The organism is Chryseobacterium binzhouense, assembly GCF_007474545.1.
Taxonomy (GTDB): domain Bacteria; phylum Bacteroidota; class Bacteroidia; order Flavobacteriales; family Weeksellaceae; genus Chryseobacterium; species Chryseobacterium binzhouense.
The window spans coordinates 173,059-189,260 of the sequence record NZ_VKOG01000004.1 but is presented as its reverse complement, the minus strand read 5'-3'; the positions used below and the strand labels follow the sequence as shown (position 1 = coordinate 189,260).

The 16,202-nt window shown below is 36.1% G+C and carries 17 protein-coding genes; 4 read left to right on the top strand and 13 right to left on the bottom strand.

The window, feature by feature from the left end:
• Positions 1-25: 25 nt before the first annotated feature.
• The 9 genes from FNE73_RS11650 to FNE73_RS11615 form a co-directional block, all read right to left on the bottom strand.
• Positions 26-841 (bottom strand): hypothetical protein, encoded by an 816-nt coding sequence (locus FNE73_RS11650; protein ID WP_143884774.1) that lies wholly within the window; start codon positions 839-841, stop codon positions 26-28.
• A 22-nt stretch (positions 842-863) separates the two neighbouring features.
• Positions 864-2,216 (bottom strand): NADH-quinone oxidoreductase subunit NuoF, encoded by a 1,353-nt coding sequence (gene nuoF, locus FNE73_RS11645; RefSeq protein ID WP_143884773.1) that lies wholly within the window; start codon positions 2,214-2,216, stop codon positions 864-866.
• Positions 2,217-2,303: 87 nt separating this feature from the next.
• The gene (locus tag FNE73_RS11640; RefSeq protein ID WP_143884772.1) at positions 2,304-2,813 is read right to left on the bottom strand and encodes an NADH-quinone oxidoreductase subunit NuoE family protein; all 510 of its coding nucleotides are present in this window, start codon (positions 2,811-2,813) and stop codon (positions 2,304-2,306) included.
• A gap of 105 nt (positions 2,814-2,918) precedes the next feature.
• Entirely contained in the window at positions 2,919-4,142 is a 1,224-nt protein-coding gene (locus FNE73_RS11635; protein WP_143884771.1) for an NADH-quinone oxidoreductase subunit D, read from the bottom strand.
• Positions 4,143-4,202: 60 nt separating this feature from the next.
• A complete protein-coding gene (locus tag FNE73_RS11630) occupies positions 4,203-4,697 on the bottom strand; it encodes an NADH-quinone oxidoreductase subunit C (RefSeq protein ID WP_130914061.1) in 495 nt (164 codons plus the stop codon).
• A 3-nt stretch (positions 4,698-4,700) separates the two neighbouring features.
• Positions 4,701-5,261: an NADH-quinone oxidoreductase subunit B gene (locus tag FNE73_RS11625; protein ID WP_089744958.1), complete on the bottom strand. Its 561-nt coding sequence runs from the start codon at positions 5,259-5,261 to the stop codon at positions 4,701-4,703.
• 104 nt (positions 5,262-5,365) lie between these two features.
• Entirely contained in the window at positions 5,366-5,737 is a 372-nt protein-coding gene (locus FNE73_RS11620; protein ID WP_034673742.1) for an NADH-quinone oxidoreductase subunit A, read from the bottom strand.
• Between the two features lie 120 nt (positions 5,738-5,857).
• A complete protein-coding gene (locus FNE73_RS16760) occupies positions 5,858-6,034 on the bottom strand; it encodes a hypothetical protein (RefSeq protein ID WP_185147338.1) in 177 nt (58 codons plus the stop codon).
• Position 6,035: 1 nt separating this feature from the next.
• Complete coding sequence (locus tag FNE73_RS11615) at positions 6,036-7,160, bottom strand: GNAT family N-acetyltransferase (protein WP_143884770.1); 1,125 nt, start codon at positions 7,158-7,160, stop codon at positions 6,036-6,038.
• Positions 7,161-7,265: 105 nt separating this feature from the next.
• On the opposite strand from FNE73_RS11615, the gene FNE73_RS11610 reads away from it, so the two are divergent.
• Complete coding sequence (locus FNE73_RS11610; protein ID WP_089744960.1) at positions 7,266-7,955, top strand: zinc metallopeptidase; 690 nt, start codon at positions 7,266-7,268, stop codon at positions 7,953-7,955.
• Here FNE73_RS11610 and FNE73_RS11605 read toward each other — a convergent pair.
• The 4 genes from FNE73_RS11605 to FNE73_RS11590 all read right to left on the bottom strand — a co-directional run bounded on the left by FNE73_RS11605 (position 7,952) and on the right by FNE73_RS11590 (position 12,257).
• Positions 7,952-8,557 carry an IMPACT family protein gene (locus FNE73_RS11605; protein WP_143884769.1) on the bottom strand — a complete coding sequence of 202 codons (606 nt, stop codon included), beginning with the start codon at positions 8,555-8,557 and terminating at the stop codon, positions 7,952-7,954. The two genes, FNE73_RS11610 and FNE73_RS11605, sit on opposite strands and share 4 nt — an antisense overlap.
• Positions 8,558-8,562: 5 nt before the next feature.
• The gene (gene ribD, locus FNE73_RS11600; protein WP_143884768.1) at positions 8,563-9,588 is read right to left on the bottom strand and encodes a bifunctional diaminohydroxyphosphoribosylaminopyrimidine deaminase/5-amino-6-(5-phosphoribosylamino)uracil reductase RibD; all 1,026 of its coding nucleotides are present in this window, start codon (positions 9,586-9,588) and stop codon (positions 8,563-8,565) included.
• A 62-nt stretch (positions 9,589-9,650) separates the two neighbouring features.
• Complete coding sequence (locus FNE73_RS11595; RefSeq protein WP_143884767.1) at positions 9,651-11,444, bottom strand: DUF349 domain-containing protein; 1,794 nt, start codon at positions 11,442-11,444, stop codon at positions 9,651-9,653.
• Positions 11,445-11,519: 75 nt separating this feature from the next.
• Positions 11,520-12,257, bottom strand: a complete 738-nt coding sequence (locus tag FNE73_RS11590) for a shikimate dehydrogenase family protein (protein ID WP_143884766.1) — start codon at positions 12,255-12,257, stop codon at positions 11,520-11,522.
• A gap of 203 nt (positions 12,258-12,460) precedes the next feature.
• On the opposite strand from FNE73_RS11590, the gene FNE73_RS11585 reads away from it, so the two are divergent.
• The 3 genes from FNE73_RS11585 to FNE73_RS11575 all read left to right on the top strand — a co-directional run bounded on the left by FNE73_RS11585 (position 12,461) and on the right by FNE73_RS11575 (position 16,159).
• Complete coding sequence (locus FNE73_RS11585; protein WP_143884765.1) at positions 12,461-13,696, top strand: PQQ-dependent sugar dehydrogenase; 1,236 nt, start codon at positions 12,461-12,463, stop codon at positions 13,694-13,696.
• Positions 13,697-13,868: 172 nt separating this feature from the next.
• On the top strand, positions 13,869-15,371 hold the full coding sequence (locus FNE73_RS11580) for a carbon-nitrogen hydrolase family protein (RefSeq protein ID WP_143884764.1): 1,503 nt from the start codon (positions 13,869-13,871) through the stop codon (positions 15,369-15,371).
• A 14-nt stretch (positions 15,372-15,385) separates the two neighbouring features.
• The gene (locus FNE73_RS11575; protein WP_143884763.1) at positions 15,386-16,159 is read left to right on the top strand and encodes a Rossmann-fold NAD(P)-binding domain-containing protein; all 774 of its coding nucleotides are present in this window, start codon (positions 15,386-15,388) and stop codon (positions 16,157-16,159) included.
• Positions 16,160-16,202 lie beyond the last annotated feature (43 nt).

Genomic DNA, 16,202 nt, shown 5'->3' with positions numbered 1-16,202 from the left:
GCTGTTAAAAGCTTTTAAGCTCTATTTAATTATACTTTTTCGTATTAAATGTATATCCTATTCCGAAATTAAACTGTGCAAAGACAAAATCCTGCATGGCTTTATCTGGCTTGTTGTTCAGCGTGGTTTTTATATCCGGCATATTAATGTATCCTAATTTGCCTTCTGCCTGTACAACAATATGTCTTAAGGCAACCACACTCACCGCAGCTCTTGCATCCAGTCCGAAGCCTGCGAGATGAAATCTGTCGCTTCTTTCATTTCCCATCAGCCTCACATTAGATTTAGGCAGTAAAGCTCCTAATCCTGCTCCGTAACTCAAAAATATATCAACATTTTTTTTGTTTAAAACATTGTGATATTTCTGTGCTCCAATATTGATATAATTAAGACCGTCTGTATGTTCGAATGTTAAAAATTCTGCATCACTAAGGTCTACTTTACCATTATTTACCATTTCCGCGTATTTAGGATCATCAATATGTCCTTTAAAGTTTACGGTCTGGTTTTGATCCATCACATATTTCATGTGATCCATCCCTAGGCTAATTCCGAAATTATCTTTCGGGAAAAAGGTAATCCTGTAATTTACCTGAGGAATGGTAAGGTTTGCCGGATTAAAATATACATTCCATTCAAACTTTGTCTGTCTGTCATTAGCAACCACATTGTCAAGCTGGAAATCATACCCTTTTCCTTTAAAATGAATATCAGAGTTTGAATATTTTGCATTGTTCCAACCCCAGAAAATCATTACAGATCCTTTTTTGAAGGGCTCTGTTTGTGCGCTTGCAAATGAAGCTACTGCTAATAACAGCAGTAATAAAAACTTCTTTTTCAATTGTGCTTAAACTAAATTATAACTAAACGGCAGGTGATGGAATTGGATCTGCATAATTTGCCAATCCGTAGTTTTGTGTTAAACACAATTCCGGATTTTTGATATGCCATTCAAATTCATCTCTGAAATGACGGATCGCCGCTGCAACAGGCCATGCTGCTGCATCACCCAACGGACAAATGGTGTTTCCTTCGATTTTTCTCTGGATGTCCCAAAGAAGATCAATATCTTCCATTTTACCCTGGCCGTTTTCTATTTTCTTTAAAATTTTGTACATCCATCCAGTTCCTTCACGGCAAGGAGTACATTGTCCGCAACTTTCGTGATTATAAAATCTCGCCAAAGTCATTGTATGTTCTACAATACACTGATCTTCATCTAAAACAATGAAACCTCCCGAACCCATCATAGTTCCGGTAGCAAAACCACCATCAGCAAGAGATTCATAGTTCATGTATCTTGGTTCACCGTTTACGGTTTTTAATAACAAGTTAGCCGGAACGATCGGAACTGAGCTTCCTCCGGGAATACAGGCTTTTAATTTTTTTCCGTCCTTAATTCCACCGCAATATTCGTCAGAGTAAATGAATTCTTCAACCGTAATCGTCATATCAATTTCATAAACTCCAGGTTTGTTGATATTTCCACAAGCAGAAATTAATTTAGTACCTGTAGATTTTCCCACTCCTATTTTAGCATATTCAGCCCCTGTAATATCTATGATAGGAACAACTGCTGCAATAGATTCTACATTATTCACAACCGTTGGTCTTTCCCAAAGCCCTTTTACAGCCGGGAATGGTGGTTTTAGTCTTGGGTTGCCTCTTTTACCTTCAAGAGATTCAAGCAATGCAGTTTCTTCACCGCATATATATGCTCCACCTCCTCTTTGAACGTAAATTTCACAATCAAAACCGCTTCCCAAAATATTTTTACCTAAAAATCCTGCTGCTTTAGCCTCTTCAATGGCTTCTTCTAAAATATCAGGAATCCATGAGTATTCTCCACGGATATAGATATAAGAAACATTTGAGCCTAAACAGTAAGATGAAATAAGCATTCCTTCGATCAACAAATGAGGAAGAAATTCCATTAGGTATCTGTCTTTGAAAGTTCCCGGTTCAGATTCATCAGCATTTACTACCAAGTGTCTTGGAACGCCTTCCGGTTTAGCCAAAAAGCTCCATTTCATACCGGTAGGGAAACCTGCACCACCACGTCCACGAAGTCCGGAAGCTTTTACTTCTTCCAGAATTTCGTCCGGAGTCATCTTCAAAGCTTTTTCTGCCGCTCCGTAACCTCCCTGTTTGCGGTAAGTTTCAAAGTAGCGGATACCTTCTATGTGTGCGTCTTTAAGTAAAAGTTTTTTACTCATTGTTATATGCTTTTAGCGAATGGCTTTACACTTCGATGAACTTAGTGTGATAGCTGTACGCCTTTTTAATTAATTTAAAATTTATTTTTAGTCTAAAGCGATTTGTCCTTCTCTGCATAGATCAAGAATTTCATCTACTTTCTCTATCGTTAAATTTTCATGATAGAATTTTCCTAACTGCAGCATTGGAGCATATCCACATGCACCTAAACATTCAGCTGGCTTCAGAGTAAACATTCCGTCTTCAGTAGTCTGTCCGTCTTTGATGTTGAGCTTGGTTCTGATATGGTTAAGAATTTTTTCACTTCCTGAAACCATACAAGGTCCTGTTCTGCAGACTTCCAAAACATATTTGCCGACTGGTTTCATGTTAAACATAGTATAAAAAGTAGCTACTTCGTATACTTCAATTGGCTTAATGCTTAATAATTCTGCAACATAATCCATGACAGGAACATCCAGCCAGCCTCCGAACTCCTTCTGTGCTAAATGCAGTACAGGAAGAAGAGCAGATTTTTGTTTCCCTTCCGGATATCTTGCAATAATTTTGTGAACCTGTGCTAAACTTTCCGGTTTAAAAGCTATTGTTTCGCTCATTTTTTATCTAAGATTTCAGATGCCAGATTTCAGACATCAGATTTTAAATTTTATATATAAGGTAAAGAGTCTAACATCTAAAATCTGATGTCTGACGTCTTCTTTTTATGCGTCTAATTCTCCGGCAATAATATTCATGCTGCACATCGTAACGATAGCATCAGATATTACAGAACCCGTAATCATTTCAGGATATGCCTGATAATATATAAAACAAGGTCTTCTGAAATGTAACCTGTAAGGGCTTCTTCCTCCATCACTAACAAGATAAAAACCTAATTCTCCGTTTCCACCTTCTACAGCATGGTACACTTCACCTTTTGGTACATCTGTTTCTCCCATTACAATTTTGAAATGATAGATTAATGCTTCCATTTTTTGATAAACATCCGCTTTTTCAGGAAGGTAAAAATCAGGAACTTCAGCGTGGAAATCTCCTTCAGGAAGATTTTCGTAAGCTTGTTTAATAATCTTGATGGATTCCCAGACTTCCTGTTGGCGAACCATAAAGCGATCATATGTATCACCCGCTGTTCCTACAGGAATAATAAAGTCAAAATCCTGATAAGATGAATATGGCTGCGCAACTCTTACATCGTAATCAACTCCCGCTGCACGTAAATTTGGTCCCGTGAAACCATAGCTTAAAGCTCTTTCTGCTGAAATTGCTCCAGTACCAATGGTTCTGTCCATAAAAATTCTGTTTCTTTCTAAAAGGTTACAGAATTCCTGAAATCTTGGTGGGAAGGTTTTAAGAAAATCTTTGATCAGCTCATGGAATTTTGGAGTGAAATCTCTTTCAAAACCTCCGATTCTTCCCATATTAGTTGTCATTCTTGCTCCGCATATCTGCTCGTACATGTCATAGATACGCTCTCTTTCGATAAACATATAGGTAAGACCGGTAATTGCTCCGGAATCCATTCCGGTTACACCGTTACAAATCAGGTGATCTCCGATTCTTGCCAATTCCATTAGGATGACACGCATGTAATCTACACGTTTAGGAACTTCAACTCCGATAAGTTTCTCTACCGTCATGTGCCATCCGAGATTATTGATTGGGGCAGAACAATAATTCATACGATCTGTAAGGGTAGTGATCTGAGAATAGTTTCTTCTTTCAGAAATTTTCTCAAATGCTCTGTGGATATACCCAACAGTTTGCTCAGAATGCAGAATTCTCTCTCCGTCCATCGTAAGTACGTTCTGGAAAATTCCGTGTGTTGCAGGGTGGGTAGGTCCCAGATTCAGGGTATATAACTGCCCGTCAATCTGCTCCTTACTGTCGTAATGATTAAGTATATTAGATAATGAGTTGTCTTTCATATTTTAAATGCTTTAGGCTTTAGGCTTTAAGCTTATTGCTTACTGCTTATTGCATTATTTTTATCTTCCGAACATGGCATCGTCCTTATCTGTTCTTGTTCCGTCTTCCAAACGGTATTCTTTCAACATTGGATGATAACCAAGATCTTCCATATTCAGAATAGGTCTCAGATCCGGATGACCTTTAAATTTAATTCCAAAGAAATCATAAGTTTCCCTTTCCATCCAGTTGGCTCCTGCATATAGTTCAGTCATAGAGTCAACTTCAATGTTTTCTCTGGACATGAATATTTTCAGACGTATTCTGAAATTGGTCATCATATTATGAAGATGGTAAACTACACCTATTTCTTTTTCCGGAAATTCAGGATAATGAATTCCACAGATATCTGTAAGGAAATTGATTTCTAAAGAAGAATCTCTAAGATAATGAATTACTTTTTTGATGTCATCTTTTTTAATTTCAAGAGTTAGCATTCCGTAAGGTTCCGAACTGGAAATTACAGATTCAGGAAATTCTCTTGTGATGGCTTCTAATACAAATTCGTTAGTCATTTCTTAGTTGCTTATGTTGTAAGAATCTAAAAGTTTCTGATATTCAGGGGTGTCTCTTCTTCTGATACTTTCACTTTCTGCCAAAGCCTGTACCTGCATTACACCTTCTATTATCTGCTCTGGTCTTGGAGGACATCCCGGAACATATACATCAACCGGAATAATCTTATCTATTCCCTGTAAAACGGAGTATGTATCAAAGATACCGCCGCTGGAAGCACAAGCACCAACAGCAACCACCCATTTCGGCTCTGCCATCTGTGTGTATACTTCTTTCAATACAGGTCCCAGCTTTTTAGAAATGGTTCCACAGACCATCAGCATATCTGCCTGTCTCGGCGAGAAAGAGTTTCTTTCCATTCCGAATCTTGATGCATCGTAAGTTGGGTTTAATGTTGCCATAAACTCAATTCCGCAGCACGAGGTAGCAAAAGGCAAAGGCCAAAGCGAAAATTTTCTCGCCATTCCGATTACGCTGCTTAATTTAGTTGCGAAAAATCCTTCTCCTTCATAACCTTCCGGAGCTGGTGCATCTGTTCTTATTATTGGTTTTTGATCTGACATTTTGATTGTTTTAAGATTTTAATTTAGATCAGAAATCACTGTTAATGTTAACCTGAGATCCAATTGAGTTGATCTAAATGTCTTATTTAAAATTATAATTGATATTATTTATCCCAGTCTAGTGCACCACGTTTCCAAACATAAAAAAATGCCAGAAAAAAGATTGCAACAAATGTGAGTACAGCAAAAAACCCTTCAAGACCAAATTCTCTGAAGTTTACTGCATATGGATAAAAAAATACGATTTCGATATCAAAAAGTACAAATAATACTGCTGTGAGGAAATATTTGATGGAAAAAGGAGTTCTTGCATTTCCTTCAACTGCGACACCACATTCCCAGCTCTGGTTTTTTACAGAATTTCCTTTTTTCTGCTTTGGTCCCAAAAAGTGAGCGCCAAGTAAAGAAATGGCTACAAAGCCCACTGCCACACCAGCTTGTATGAGTATCGGAATATAACTTTCAGGTAAATTCATTTTTACATTATTATCTCAAGTTGCAAATTTAGGGAATAAACCATAAAGCATAAAATTAATCAACTTAAAAGTCTGATTAAATTAGGAAAAAGCGATAATTTAGAATCAATAAAAATAACTTTATTTCTTCATTTTTTTCAGCAGCATAAAAGCCATAAAAGAAATATAGCCGAAGAGAATACTTGCATAAATGATGTTAATTAGAGTATTGAGTCTGTCATCATTTACTGCAAAAAATAAATTGTAAATTACAAAACCAGCAATAAGCAAAGCAAAAATGAAAAGATGTATTTTCATACTAAAATTTTAAGGAATATGTTCTTCTTCTTTTATGATTTACCGGATTGTAATCCTGCCAAAGCAGTTGGATGCTTTTGTTTTCTTCTAATTCAGGATTGGTCTCAAGGTATTTTACTCCTTTTTTTCTGAAAATTTTCCAGATTTCTTTAAAAATAATTGAGGTTACACCACGTCTTTGATAATCTGGATGAATTCCTATTAAATAAAAATTTGCCCTGTCATTTTTTATTCCTGCCTGCAAAAAATGCCACCATCCGAAAGGTAGCAGTTTTCCTTTTGATTTTTGTAAAGCTTTGGAGTAAGAAGGCATTGTAATGGCAAAAGAGATAAGATTGTTGTTTTCATCTGCAATGCATACAATAAAATCTTTATCAATCAGTTTGAAGTACTTCTCTTTATATGTTTTTCTTTGCTCATCTGAAATAGGAGTGTAAGTAGAAAGATGTTTGTAGGTCTCGTCTAATAGATCAAACATAGGATCTACATACTGTAATATTCCTTCTTTATTTTTAAAATTCAGGACTTTCAGTTTGTATTTCTGAGAAATTAATTCATTGAATTTATGAATTTTTTCCGGCAGAATTTCAGGAAATATCAATTCAAATTCCACCCATTCCTTTTCTTTTGTAAGACCTAGCTTTTCTAGATGTTTTGGATAATATTCATGATTATAAATACCGATCATTGTTGCAAGTTTGTCAAAACCCAACGTAAGCATGCCGGCTTTGTCGAGATTGGTAAATCCCATAGGACCTTCAATCATGCTGATTTGCTTTTCCTTTGCAAAATTAATGGCAGTATCAATTAGCGCTTTTGAAACTTCTATATCATCAATAAAATCAATCCAGCCAAAACGCACTTTTTTTATTCCCAGTTCTTTTTCTTCTTTATGATTGATGATAACTGCAATTCTTCCGACTGTTTTTCCGTTTCTCTGAGCTAAAAATTTTTTGGCTTCAGAATACTTAAGTGCAGGGTTTTCGTCAGGATTCCAGATGTTTTTTTCATCATTGATAAAGGATGGTACAAAAAAAGGGTTATTTTTGTACAAATCCATAGGGAATTTCACAAACTGATTGAGTTCATCTTGCGTTTTTACTTCAAAAATTGAAATTTCTGACATGATATTCAGGTAATTTGAATGACAAATATAATTAATAATACCTAATGTTTTGGCACAATTTTTACTTGGATTAAAAGATTATTATTATTTAAAATTTATAAGAAAATGGGAGGTTATTATCTTATTATAGGAATTATCATGCTGGTAAGCTGGCTGGTTTCCTCAAGATTAAAATCTAAATTTGAGTATTACTCCAACGTTCATCTAAGAAACGGAATGTCCGGAAAAGAAGTTGCCGAAAAAATGCTTAGAGACAACAATATACATGATGTACAAGTGATTTCGGTTCCCGGTCAGTTAACAGATCATTATAACCCCGCAGATAAAACTGTTAACTTGTCCGAAGCTGTTTATATGCAGAGAAACGCTGCGGCGGCTGCGGTTGCCGCACACGAATGTGGTCATGCGGTACAGCATGCAGTTGGTTATTCTATGCTTCAATTAAGATCTAAGCTTGTGCCGGTTGTAAGCATCAGTTCCAATCTCATGCAGTTTGTAATTTTTGCAGGAATTGCGGTAATGATTGCAAGCGGAAGTAAATTATTATTAGCAATCGGAGTTATTATGTTTGCAGTAACTACATTGTTTGCTTTTATAACATTACCTGTAGAATATGATGCAAGCAACAGAGCGATGAAATGGCTGAGAGATACCGGAACGGTTACTTCGGAAGAGTTTGTTGGAGTAAAAGACAGTTTAAAATGGGCAGCAAGAACTTATGTAGTTGCGGCTATCGGGTCTTTAGTTCAGCTTCTTTATTTTGCATCATTGCTGATGGGAGGAAGAAGAGATTAGTTTTTAAATTTAAAAGAAATATGCTGCATCTCAGACAATTTGTCTGAGATGTTTTCTTGTAATAAAGTTTTGACAGATGCGGTAAGAGTACAGTGTTCTTCAGCTTCAAAACTCAGAATTTTCGCATCAAATTTAGAAAGCAAAGTAAAAATGATGTTTTGCTGACTAAAATTAAATTGAATTTCTATCTCTGTTTCCAGTTCTTTTGTAATAACATCAGCTTCTTCCAGAGTAATTTTCGCAGTTTCTTTGTATGCTTTGACAAGACCTGAAACACCTAATTTTGTTCCGCCGTAATATCGTACAACGATCACAAGGATATTGGTAAGTTCATTCCCTAAAAGCTGATTATAAATTGGTAATCCCGCACTTCCGGATGGTTCGCCGTCATCATTAGCGCGGTAGTTTTCTCCGTTTAAGCCCATTCTGAAAGCGTAACAGTGATGAGTTGCTTTCGGATGCTCAGATTTTATTTTGTCTAAGGCTGTTTTGAGTTCTGTGTCATTAATTACGGGAAACGCGAATCCGATAAACTTGCTGCCTTTTTCTTTTAACAGAATGTTTTCAACAGGCGTGTTGATTGTTTTGTATTCGTACAGCATTTGTATTAGTTTGAATTTTTATAAAATTCAATACAGTTGTCTCTGAAATCCCCTGTCTCAACCGGAATTTCATGGAATTTCGGAGCTTTTGTTCCGTTCTCCAGTATAAGATTGTTATTTCTAATAATCAAAGTCTCATCCCACAAACCTGCATCTATAAATTGTTGCAAAACATGTCCGCCTCCTTCAATAATAACAGATTGTATCTGCATTTCGTGAAGTTTTTTTAAAAGATTAAGGATAAAGTTTTCTCTTGATGTTTTGATGAATTTAACATTTCCTTCCTCTGAGTCTTTAATAGAATTAAATATAAGAGTTTCAGCTTCATGATTGAATATGTGATAATCAGTGGGAACTTTCAGATCAATATCTATCAGAATTCTTACGGGGTTTCTTCCGATAATTTCTCTTGTCGTAAGGCTTGGGTTGTCTCGCAAAGCCGTCATTGTTCCTATTAAAATCGAATGCTCGTTATTTCTCAGCTGGTGTACAAACTGTTTGGTAAGAGAATTACTGATTTGTGTAGGCCTAAAATCTTTATCCATAAAATGATCTTTAGATTCTGCCCATTTCAGTATAATGTACGGACGCTTTTTATTATGGTAAGTAAAAAATCTCTTATTCAGCGCAATGCATTCATCTTCAAGTATTCCGGAGATTACTTCAATACCTGCATCCTGAATTATTTTTTTTCCTTTTCCGTTTACCTTGTCATGAGAATCCATTGCACCTATCACTACCTTTTTAAATCCCATTTCTACAATTTTTAAAGCGCAGGGTGGTGTTTTCCCGTAGTGTGCACAAGGCTCAAGTGAAACATAAATGGTAGATTCAGGAATAAGGCTTTTATCTTCAACAGAATGAATGGCATTGATTTCTGCATGGTTATCTCCGGCTTTCTGATGATAACCTTCACCAATAATTTTTCCGTTGTGGACAATCACACTTCCTACTAAAGGATTTGGGTAAGTATTTCCTGTGGCTTTCTGAGCCAGCTCAATACATCTTCTGATAAAAATTTCGTGCTGCATAAGACAAAAAAAGCGAATACAAAAATTTTGCTTCGCCTTATAAGATCAATATTTTATTTTAATTATTCACCGGAAATAATACTGTGAAGATTCTGTTTTAAGGTCTCGAGGTGAGCTTTCTTGTCATCTATAGTATTATAAGTATCTCTAAGGAGCGGGTTTTCTCTTGTTGGTTTGTTGAAGAAGGCTAAGTTATTTTCAAGCTTTGCAATTTCTGATTCCAGATCGGCAATCTGGCTTTTAATTTTTCTGGCTTTATCAGTTAACTGATTTTCAGATAATCCTTCTTCTTTAAGCTCCAGTTCATTCGTTTTATTAAGCTTAAGCTTTTCTCTTAATGTACGGTTGAATTCTGAATTGATAGCCATCTTGTCTCTTGGTACTTTACCGATATTGTTCCAGGAAGTTTTGATTGCCTCAATTTTTTCAATACTGCCTTCATCATTGGAGATTGCTTTTAACTCTTCAAGAAGATCTTTTTTGAGCTTGTAGTTTTCTTTCCAATTATCGGTAGAAGCACTGCTTTTTTCGCGATAATTATTAAAGAATATATTACACGCATCACGAAATTCATCCCAGATTTTGTTGGTCATGCTTTTTGGGACGTGTCCTATTTTCTTCCAGTCTTCCTGAAGTTTTTTAAACAAAGCAACGGCAATATCCCAGTCCTCAGAATGCATATTATCCTTAGCAGTCTGAATGAGCTTCATTTTTTCTTCCAGATTTTGCTGCTGTGACCCTTTCAGGGATTTATAATAATTGTTTTTTGTAGTATTAAAACTTCTTAAAGTAGTTTTAAAATCGGTCCAGTTAGTATTTGAGAGCTTTCTCGGAACGCTGCCGGTTTTCAGAAATTCTGTGCGGAGTTCTTCAACCTTTTTAATAGCATTCTGCCAATAGTTATGATTAGGATTTTCCTGCGGTTCAGAAAGCTTTTTTATTTCGGCTATAATTTCGTTTTTCTTCTCAAGATTAGCATTTTGCTCAGTCTCAATTGCGGCTGAAAGTTCAGTTTTTCTTTCGTGAATTTTGTTTGAAATTTCCTTAAATTCTTCCCATGTTTTTTCACGGAACTCTTCTGCCACAGGTTCTGCTTCTTCTTTCCAGAGCTTGTGAAGGTATTGAAGCTCATTTAATGCTTTTTGTACCACCGGTTCGTTCTCCAGTTCTTTAGCACGGGCAATAATATGCTGTCTTTTTTCTAAATTGTGGCTGTATTCCTGCTCCAGAAACTCTTTATTCATATCCAGCATCTGATAAAACTGATTCAGATGATGGAAATAATTGTTGTTCAGGATTTTGAATTCAGATTTGGCAACCTGACCTGCGTTGGTCCACTCTTCTTTAATCTCTCGGATTGATTTGAATAAATTGATACCGGGCTCAGAATTAGTGTAAAGATTTTTAAGTCTCTCAATAATTCCCTGACGGTGTTCAAGATTCTTTTTATGCTCTTCCTCCTGACTTTTCTGAAAGTTGTCGTGTTTCTCTCTGAAAATATTAATCAGCGCAGAGAGTTTTGACTGTAGCGGATGTTCATAGCTGAAATCTTCTGGCGTATTCCCAGCATCAGTATATTCGTGTTTTTTGTCTTCTATCTCATCATGGATAGAGTGATTTGCTTTTTCTTTTAGTGCATTAAACTCGCGGAATCTTTCCCCGGCATTGCTGGAATTGATGATTTTTTCCATTTCCTTTAAGGTGTCGGAAAGAGACAGTTCGGCAACAGGATCATGTTCATTATCGCCATGATCATCATGATGATTTTCCTGGTTATCGATGTTTTGTTCGTTTTCCTGAACTTCTACAGAAGGTTTGTTTTCTTCGTTTTCAGAAAGATTATTTTCTGTTGTCATAGCAAATCTTTTATGATAATGGCATTAAATTTCTTAAAAATGAGTTGATACAGCCAATTAAGTTACTAATTTATGTTATTTTTTTTGAAATGACCAAATTTCCCATGCTTTTTCTGCCTGTTGTTCCAGCATATAAAATCCGTTGACTGTTTTTGCGCCTTTTTCTGCTGCATTGAGAATAAATCTTGAACATTCAGGATTGTAGATAAGATCAATTACTAAATGTTGCTCTGTAAGTGCTTCAAAAGGAAATTTCAGGCAGTCTTGTGTGTTGGGAAAAGTTCCTACAGGTGTACACTGAATGATCATTTTATTCTGAGAAACAATATCAGTATCTAAATTTTCAAAATTGATTTCAGATTTTCTGGATACTGTTTGAAACGGAATCTGATGTTTGTTTAACACGTATTGTACCGCTTTTGCTGCACCGCCATTTCCCAAAACAAGTGCAGACTGATGATGGTGTTTCTTATGGGCAATTAATGTCTTCTCAAAACCATATGCATCTGTGTTATATCCCGTTGTTTTACCGTTTTCAAACAAAATACAGTTTACTGCCCCAATTTTTTGGGCTTCGTCGCTTAGATCATCCAAATATGATATGATTGCCTCTTTATATGGAATGGTAACATTCAGTCCGGAAATAGTTGGATCTGAGAAAATTTTTTCTATCTCATCAATGTTCTGAACATCAAAAATGTCATAAGAAAAATCTGTCAGTTTTTTCTTTTTGAATTTATCCTCAAAATATTTTTTTGAAAAAGAATAGGAGATATTCCTGCCGATTAATCCCAGTTTATGTGTTGTTTCCATAATTCAAAATTAGTAAAAAGGCTGATAAGATTGTAATTTTCAAGAATAATTATTCATTATCTTAAAGGTGAAATTTATCAACCTTAAATGACTGAAAAAAAGTTTGGTTTCTGGATTATTAGGATTTAACTATTTCATTGACAAGCAATATGTTGGTGCGAAATTTGATTTTGTACTGATTGAAATCACCAAATCATTTAGTTATGAAATTTAAAGCTAATTATCTTCTGCTTGCTTCGGCATTTTTTTTTGTAAGCTGTTCAGACAGTCTTGAGCAGGTTATTGAGGAACCTATTAATGAAGCAATTTATCCGCCGGTGGAGAGCAATCCGGCAAATACGAATTATCCTCCCGCTTTTGCCGGACAAACAAGAGCAAACGGCGTCAAAACTACAACTCCTTTTACGAGTGCAATCATTACATCCTCATTAAACTCGCCTTGGGGAATCACAGCTCTGCCGGATGGGCGGCTTCTAGTTACTCAAAAAGGCGGAACCATGAGAATTGTTACCAATACAGGATCTGTAGGAAATCCTATCACAGGAATTCCTTCTGTAAATTCAAACGGACAGGGTGGCTTGCTTGGAGTCTGTATTGATCCCCAATTTTCTTCTAACAGAATGATCTATTGGGTTTTTTCTGAAAATGTTGCAGGAGGAACTGTAACTTCGGTTGCTAAAGGAACGCTTTCAAGTTCTGAAGCAGCCATACAGAATCCTACTGTTATTTACAGAGCAAACCCTTCTTCCTCAGCTGGGAATCTGCATTATGGCGGAAGAATTTTATTTGATCCTACCGGAAATCTTATGATAAGTGTTGGTGAAAGATCAGATTTATCTACAAGACCTTTGGCGCAGTCTGTTACAGCAGCAATTGGAAAGATTATAAGAATTACTAAAGACGGAAATCCTGCGCCGGGAAATCCTGCATTTTCTCAATCGGGAGCATTACCAGAATTATACAGTATAGGACACAGGAATCCACAAGGTATTGCATTGCATCCTGTAACTGGAGAGTTGTGGCAGGGAGAGCATGGGCCCAGAGGCGGCGATGAGATCAACAGGGTCTTACCGGGAAAAAATTACGGGTGGCCTACAATTACGTACGGTATTGAATATAGCGGAGCGGTTATTGGAAGCGGAATTCAGCAGCAGAGCGGAATGGAGCAGCCAGTGTATTACTGGGATCCGGTTATTTCGCCAAGCGGAATGACTTTTTATCGTGGAAACAACATTCTCGAATGGCAGAATAATCTTTTCGTAGGAGCTTTGAGCGGTCAGCATATTGTAAGATTAGTAATTAAAGATAATAAAGTAATGGGAGAGGAGCGTCTGCTTGAAAACGAAGGACAGCGTTTTAGAGATATTGTTCAGGGGACAGACAATGCTTTATATGCAATTACCGATGGAGGGAGACTGTACAAAATTCAGAGACAATAAAGCCTGGAAAGATATTATAATTAAAAGAGAGCCTTTCAAATAAAGGTTCTTTTATTTTTTTGGATCTCTCTAATATTTATAGTAAGCTCAATTTATTTTCTCCAAGAAAGCAAAAGTTTGTTGAACTTGATATTTTCTAAGTTTTTAAGTAACTTTAAAAAAAATAAAAAATATGCAGATAGAAACACGAACGCTGAAAGTGGAAGACTATGATGAGCTGGTAGACACCATGAGAAGAGCCTATCCTCAAATGTCAGAGTACGTCTGGTCAAAAAAAAGTATTGCAAAACTCAATAAAATCTTCGAAGCAGGACAGATCTGTATTACTGTAGATGATAAAATTGCTGCAGTTGCTCTATCTATCATTGTAAATTATGATGAATTTGGTGATGATCATACCTATAGCGATATTACCGGTAATTACACATTCAATACACATATTTCAACAGGAAATGTTTTATATGGAATCGAAATATTTGTAGATCCTCAGTATCGGGAACTGAGATTGGGAAGAAGATTGTATGATGCCAGAAAAGAACTTTGTGAACAGCTCAACCTCAAATCCATCATTCTGGGCGGTAGAATTCCTCATTATCATAAATACAGTCACGAGCTATCACCCAGAGAATACATTAGAAAAGTGAGGGATAAAGAAATGTATGACCCTGTGCTTTCATTCCAGCTTTCCAATAATTTTTTGCCGATAAAAGTTCTTAAAAAATATCTTCCGGAAGATGAAGCTTCCCGTGAAAATGCGGTTTTAATGCAGTGGAATAATATCTATTACAGCAAAAAACCCAACACGATGCAGGATAGTGTTGTGAGACTTGGGCTGGTGCAATGGCAAATGAGGCATTTCAAAGATATTAATGAATTTTATGAGCAGGTAGAGTTTTTTGTTAATGTAATGGGAGATTATAAATCAGATTTTGTACTTTTTCCGGAGCTATTCAATACACCTTTGCTTGCCCCTTTCAATAAGCTTTCGGAGAGAGACAGTATGATTGAGCTGGCAAAGCTGACAGAACAGATTAAAAATAAAATCTCAGAATTAGCGATCAGTTATAATGTCAATATTATTTCAGGAAGCATGCCGATTTATGAAAATAACGAATTGTATAACGTCAGTTACCTGCTGCATCGTGACGGAAGAATAGATGAATACAGAAAAGTGCACATCACACCCAACGAAAGGAAATATTATGGGATGAAAGGCGGAAGTGAAATCAGAGTTTTCGATACCGACTGCGGGAAAATAGGTTTGGTAATCTGTTACGATGTGGAGTTTCCGGAACTGCCGAGAATTCTCGCCGATCAGGGAATGAAAATTCTTTTTGTTCCTTATCTAACTGATACGCAGAATGCATATACCAGAGTTCGTCATTGTGCTGCAGCAAGAGCCATAGAAAACGAATGTTATGTTGCTATTGCAGGATGTGTAGGAAATTTACCGGGAGTAAATAATATGGATATTCAGTTTGGTCAGGCGGCGGTTTTCACGCCTTCAGATTTTGCCTTTCCGTCAAATGCCATAAAGGGAGAAGCAACACCCAATACAGAAATGACCTTAATTGTTGATGTTGATTTGAATTTGCTGAAAGATCTTCACTATAATGGTTCAGTTCAGATTTTGAATGATCGCAGGAAAGATTTGTACGAAACATATTTAAGGTAAATTATAATTCTAAAATGAAAAAAATAGGAATAATCGGTTGTGGCTGGCTGGGTTTAAGATTAGCCGAAAAATGGAATTCGGTTTTTGAAATATTTACTACGACAACAAATAGCGAAAAAGCAGAAGTCTTAAAGGTAAGAAATCTCAATCCCACGATCGTAAGTTTTCCGGATGATAAAATCATTGACAATATCAATCAATGGGAAAATATTTCAGATCTGGATGCTGTAATTATTACTGTTCCGTTTTCTCATAAAAGATATTCAGAAGAAACTTTACAAAATCGGTTTCAGAATTTATTTTCATTCATTGGAGATTATGACAAACAAATGTTTTTCATGAATTCCACGGGAGTCTATCCAGATCAGCTAAAAGAATTTTCAGAAGAAGATTTGCCTTCCCAACAAGTTACGGAAGAAAGAATAATTAAAGCAAAATATCCGCAGATCAATATTTTGAGATTGGCTGGTTTAATGGGAGACAACAGATTGTTGAGCAATTATAATGTATCAGATACAAATGCACGAGTCAATCACATCCATTACGAAGATATTGCTTTGGTGATAGAATTGATGATCAATCAGAGGCTGCATTCAAAATTATACAATGTTGTAGCTCCCATTCATCCGACTAAAGCTGAAGTAATTTCCAGCCAAAAAAATCTTCCTTTGCCCGATGAATTCAATCCTGAAAACAGAATTATTTCTTCAGAAAAAATCATTTTAGAGCTTGGATATAGCTTTAAGTATCCTGATCCGAAGTCTTTTCATCTCAAAAAAAATGATTAAATACAAAAGCTCACTTCAAAAACGAGGTGAGCTTATATTTTAT

What these genes read in the sequence shown, in the direction of transcription:
- nuoF (WP_143884773.1), bottom strand. Translation starts at nt 2,216, where the DNA reads ATGAGTAAAAAACTTTTACTTAAAGACGCACACATAGAAGGTATCCGC.
- FNE73_RS11640 (WP_143884772.1), bottom strand. Translation starts at nt 2,813, where the DNA reads ATGAGCGAAACAATAGCTTTTAAACCGGAAAGTTTAGCACAGGTTCAC.
- FNE73_RS11635 (WP_143884771.1), bottom strand. Translation starts at nt 4,142, where the DNA reads ATGAAAGACAACTCATTATCTAATATACTTAATCATTACGACAGTAAG.
- FNE73_RS11630 (WP_130914061.1), bottom strand. Translation starts at nt 4,697, where the DNA reads ATGACTAACGAATTTGTATTAGAAGCCATCACAAGAGAATTTCCTGAA.
- FNE73_RS11625 (WP_089744958.1), bottom strand. Translation starts at nt 5,261, where the DNA reads ATGTCAGATCAAAAACCAATAATAAGAACAGATGCACCAGCTCCGGAA.
- FNE73_RS11620 (WP_034673742.1), bottom strand. Translation starts at nt 5,737, where the DNA reads ATGAATTTACCTGAAAGTTATATTCCGATACTCATACAAGCTGGTGTG.
- FNE73_RS16760 (WP_185147338.1), bottom strand. Translation starts at nt 6,034, where the DNA reads ATGAAAATACATCTTTTCATTTTTGCTTTGCTTATTGCTGGTTTTGTA.
- FNE73_RS11615 (WP_143884770.1), bottom strand. Translation starts at nt 7,160, where the DNA reads ATGTCAGAAATTTCAATTTTTGAAGTAAAAACGCAAGATGAACTCAAT.
- FNE73_RS11610 (WP_089744960.1), top strand. Translation starts at nt 7,266, where the DNA reads ATGGGAGGTTATTATCTTATTATAGGAATTATCATGCTGGTAAGCTGG.
- FNE73_RS11605 (WP_143884769.1), bottom strand. Translation starts at nt 8,557, where the DNA reads ATGCTGTACGAATACAAAACAATCAACACGCCTGTTGAAAACATTCTG.
- ribD (WP_143884768.1), bottom strand. Translation starts at nt 9,588, where the DNA reads ATGCAGCACGAAATTTTTATCAGAAGATGTATTGAGCTGGCTCAGAAA.
- FNE73_RS11595 (WP_143884767.1), bottom strand. Translation starts at nt 11,444, where the DNA reads ATGACAACAGAAAATAATCTTTCTGAAAACGAAGAAAACAAACCTTCT.
- FNE73_RS11590 (WP_143884766.1), bottom strand. Translation starts at nt 12,257, where the DNA reads ATGGAAACAACACATAAACTGGGATTAATCGGCAGGAATATCTCCTAT.
- FNE73_RS11585 (WP_143884765.1), top strand. Translation starts at nt 12,461, where the DNA reads ATGAAATTTAAAGCTAATTATCTTCTGCTTGCTTCGGCATTTTTTTTT.
- FNE73_RS11580 (WP_143884764.1), top strand. Translation starts at nt 13,869, where the DNA reads ATGCAGATAGAAACACGAACGCTGAAAGTGGAAGACTATGATGAGCTG.
- FNE73_RS11575 (WP_143884763.1), top strand. Translation starts at nt 15,386, where the DNA reads ATGAAAAAAATAGGAATAATCGGTTGTGGCTGGCTGGGTTTAAGATTA.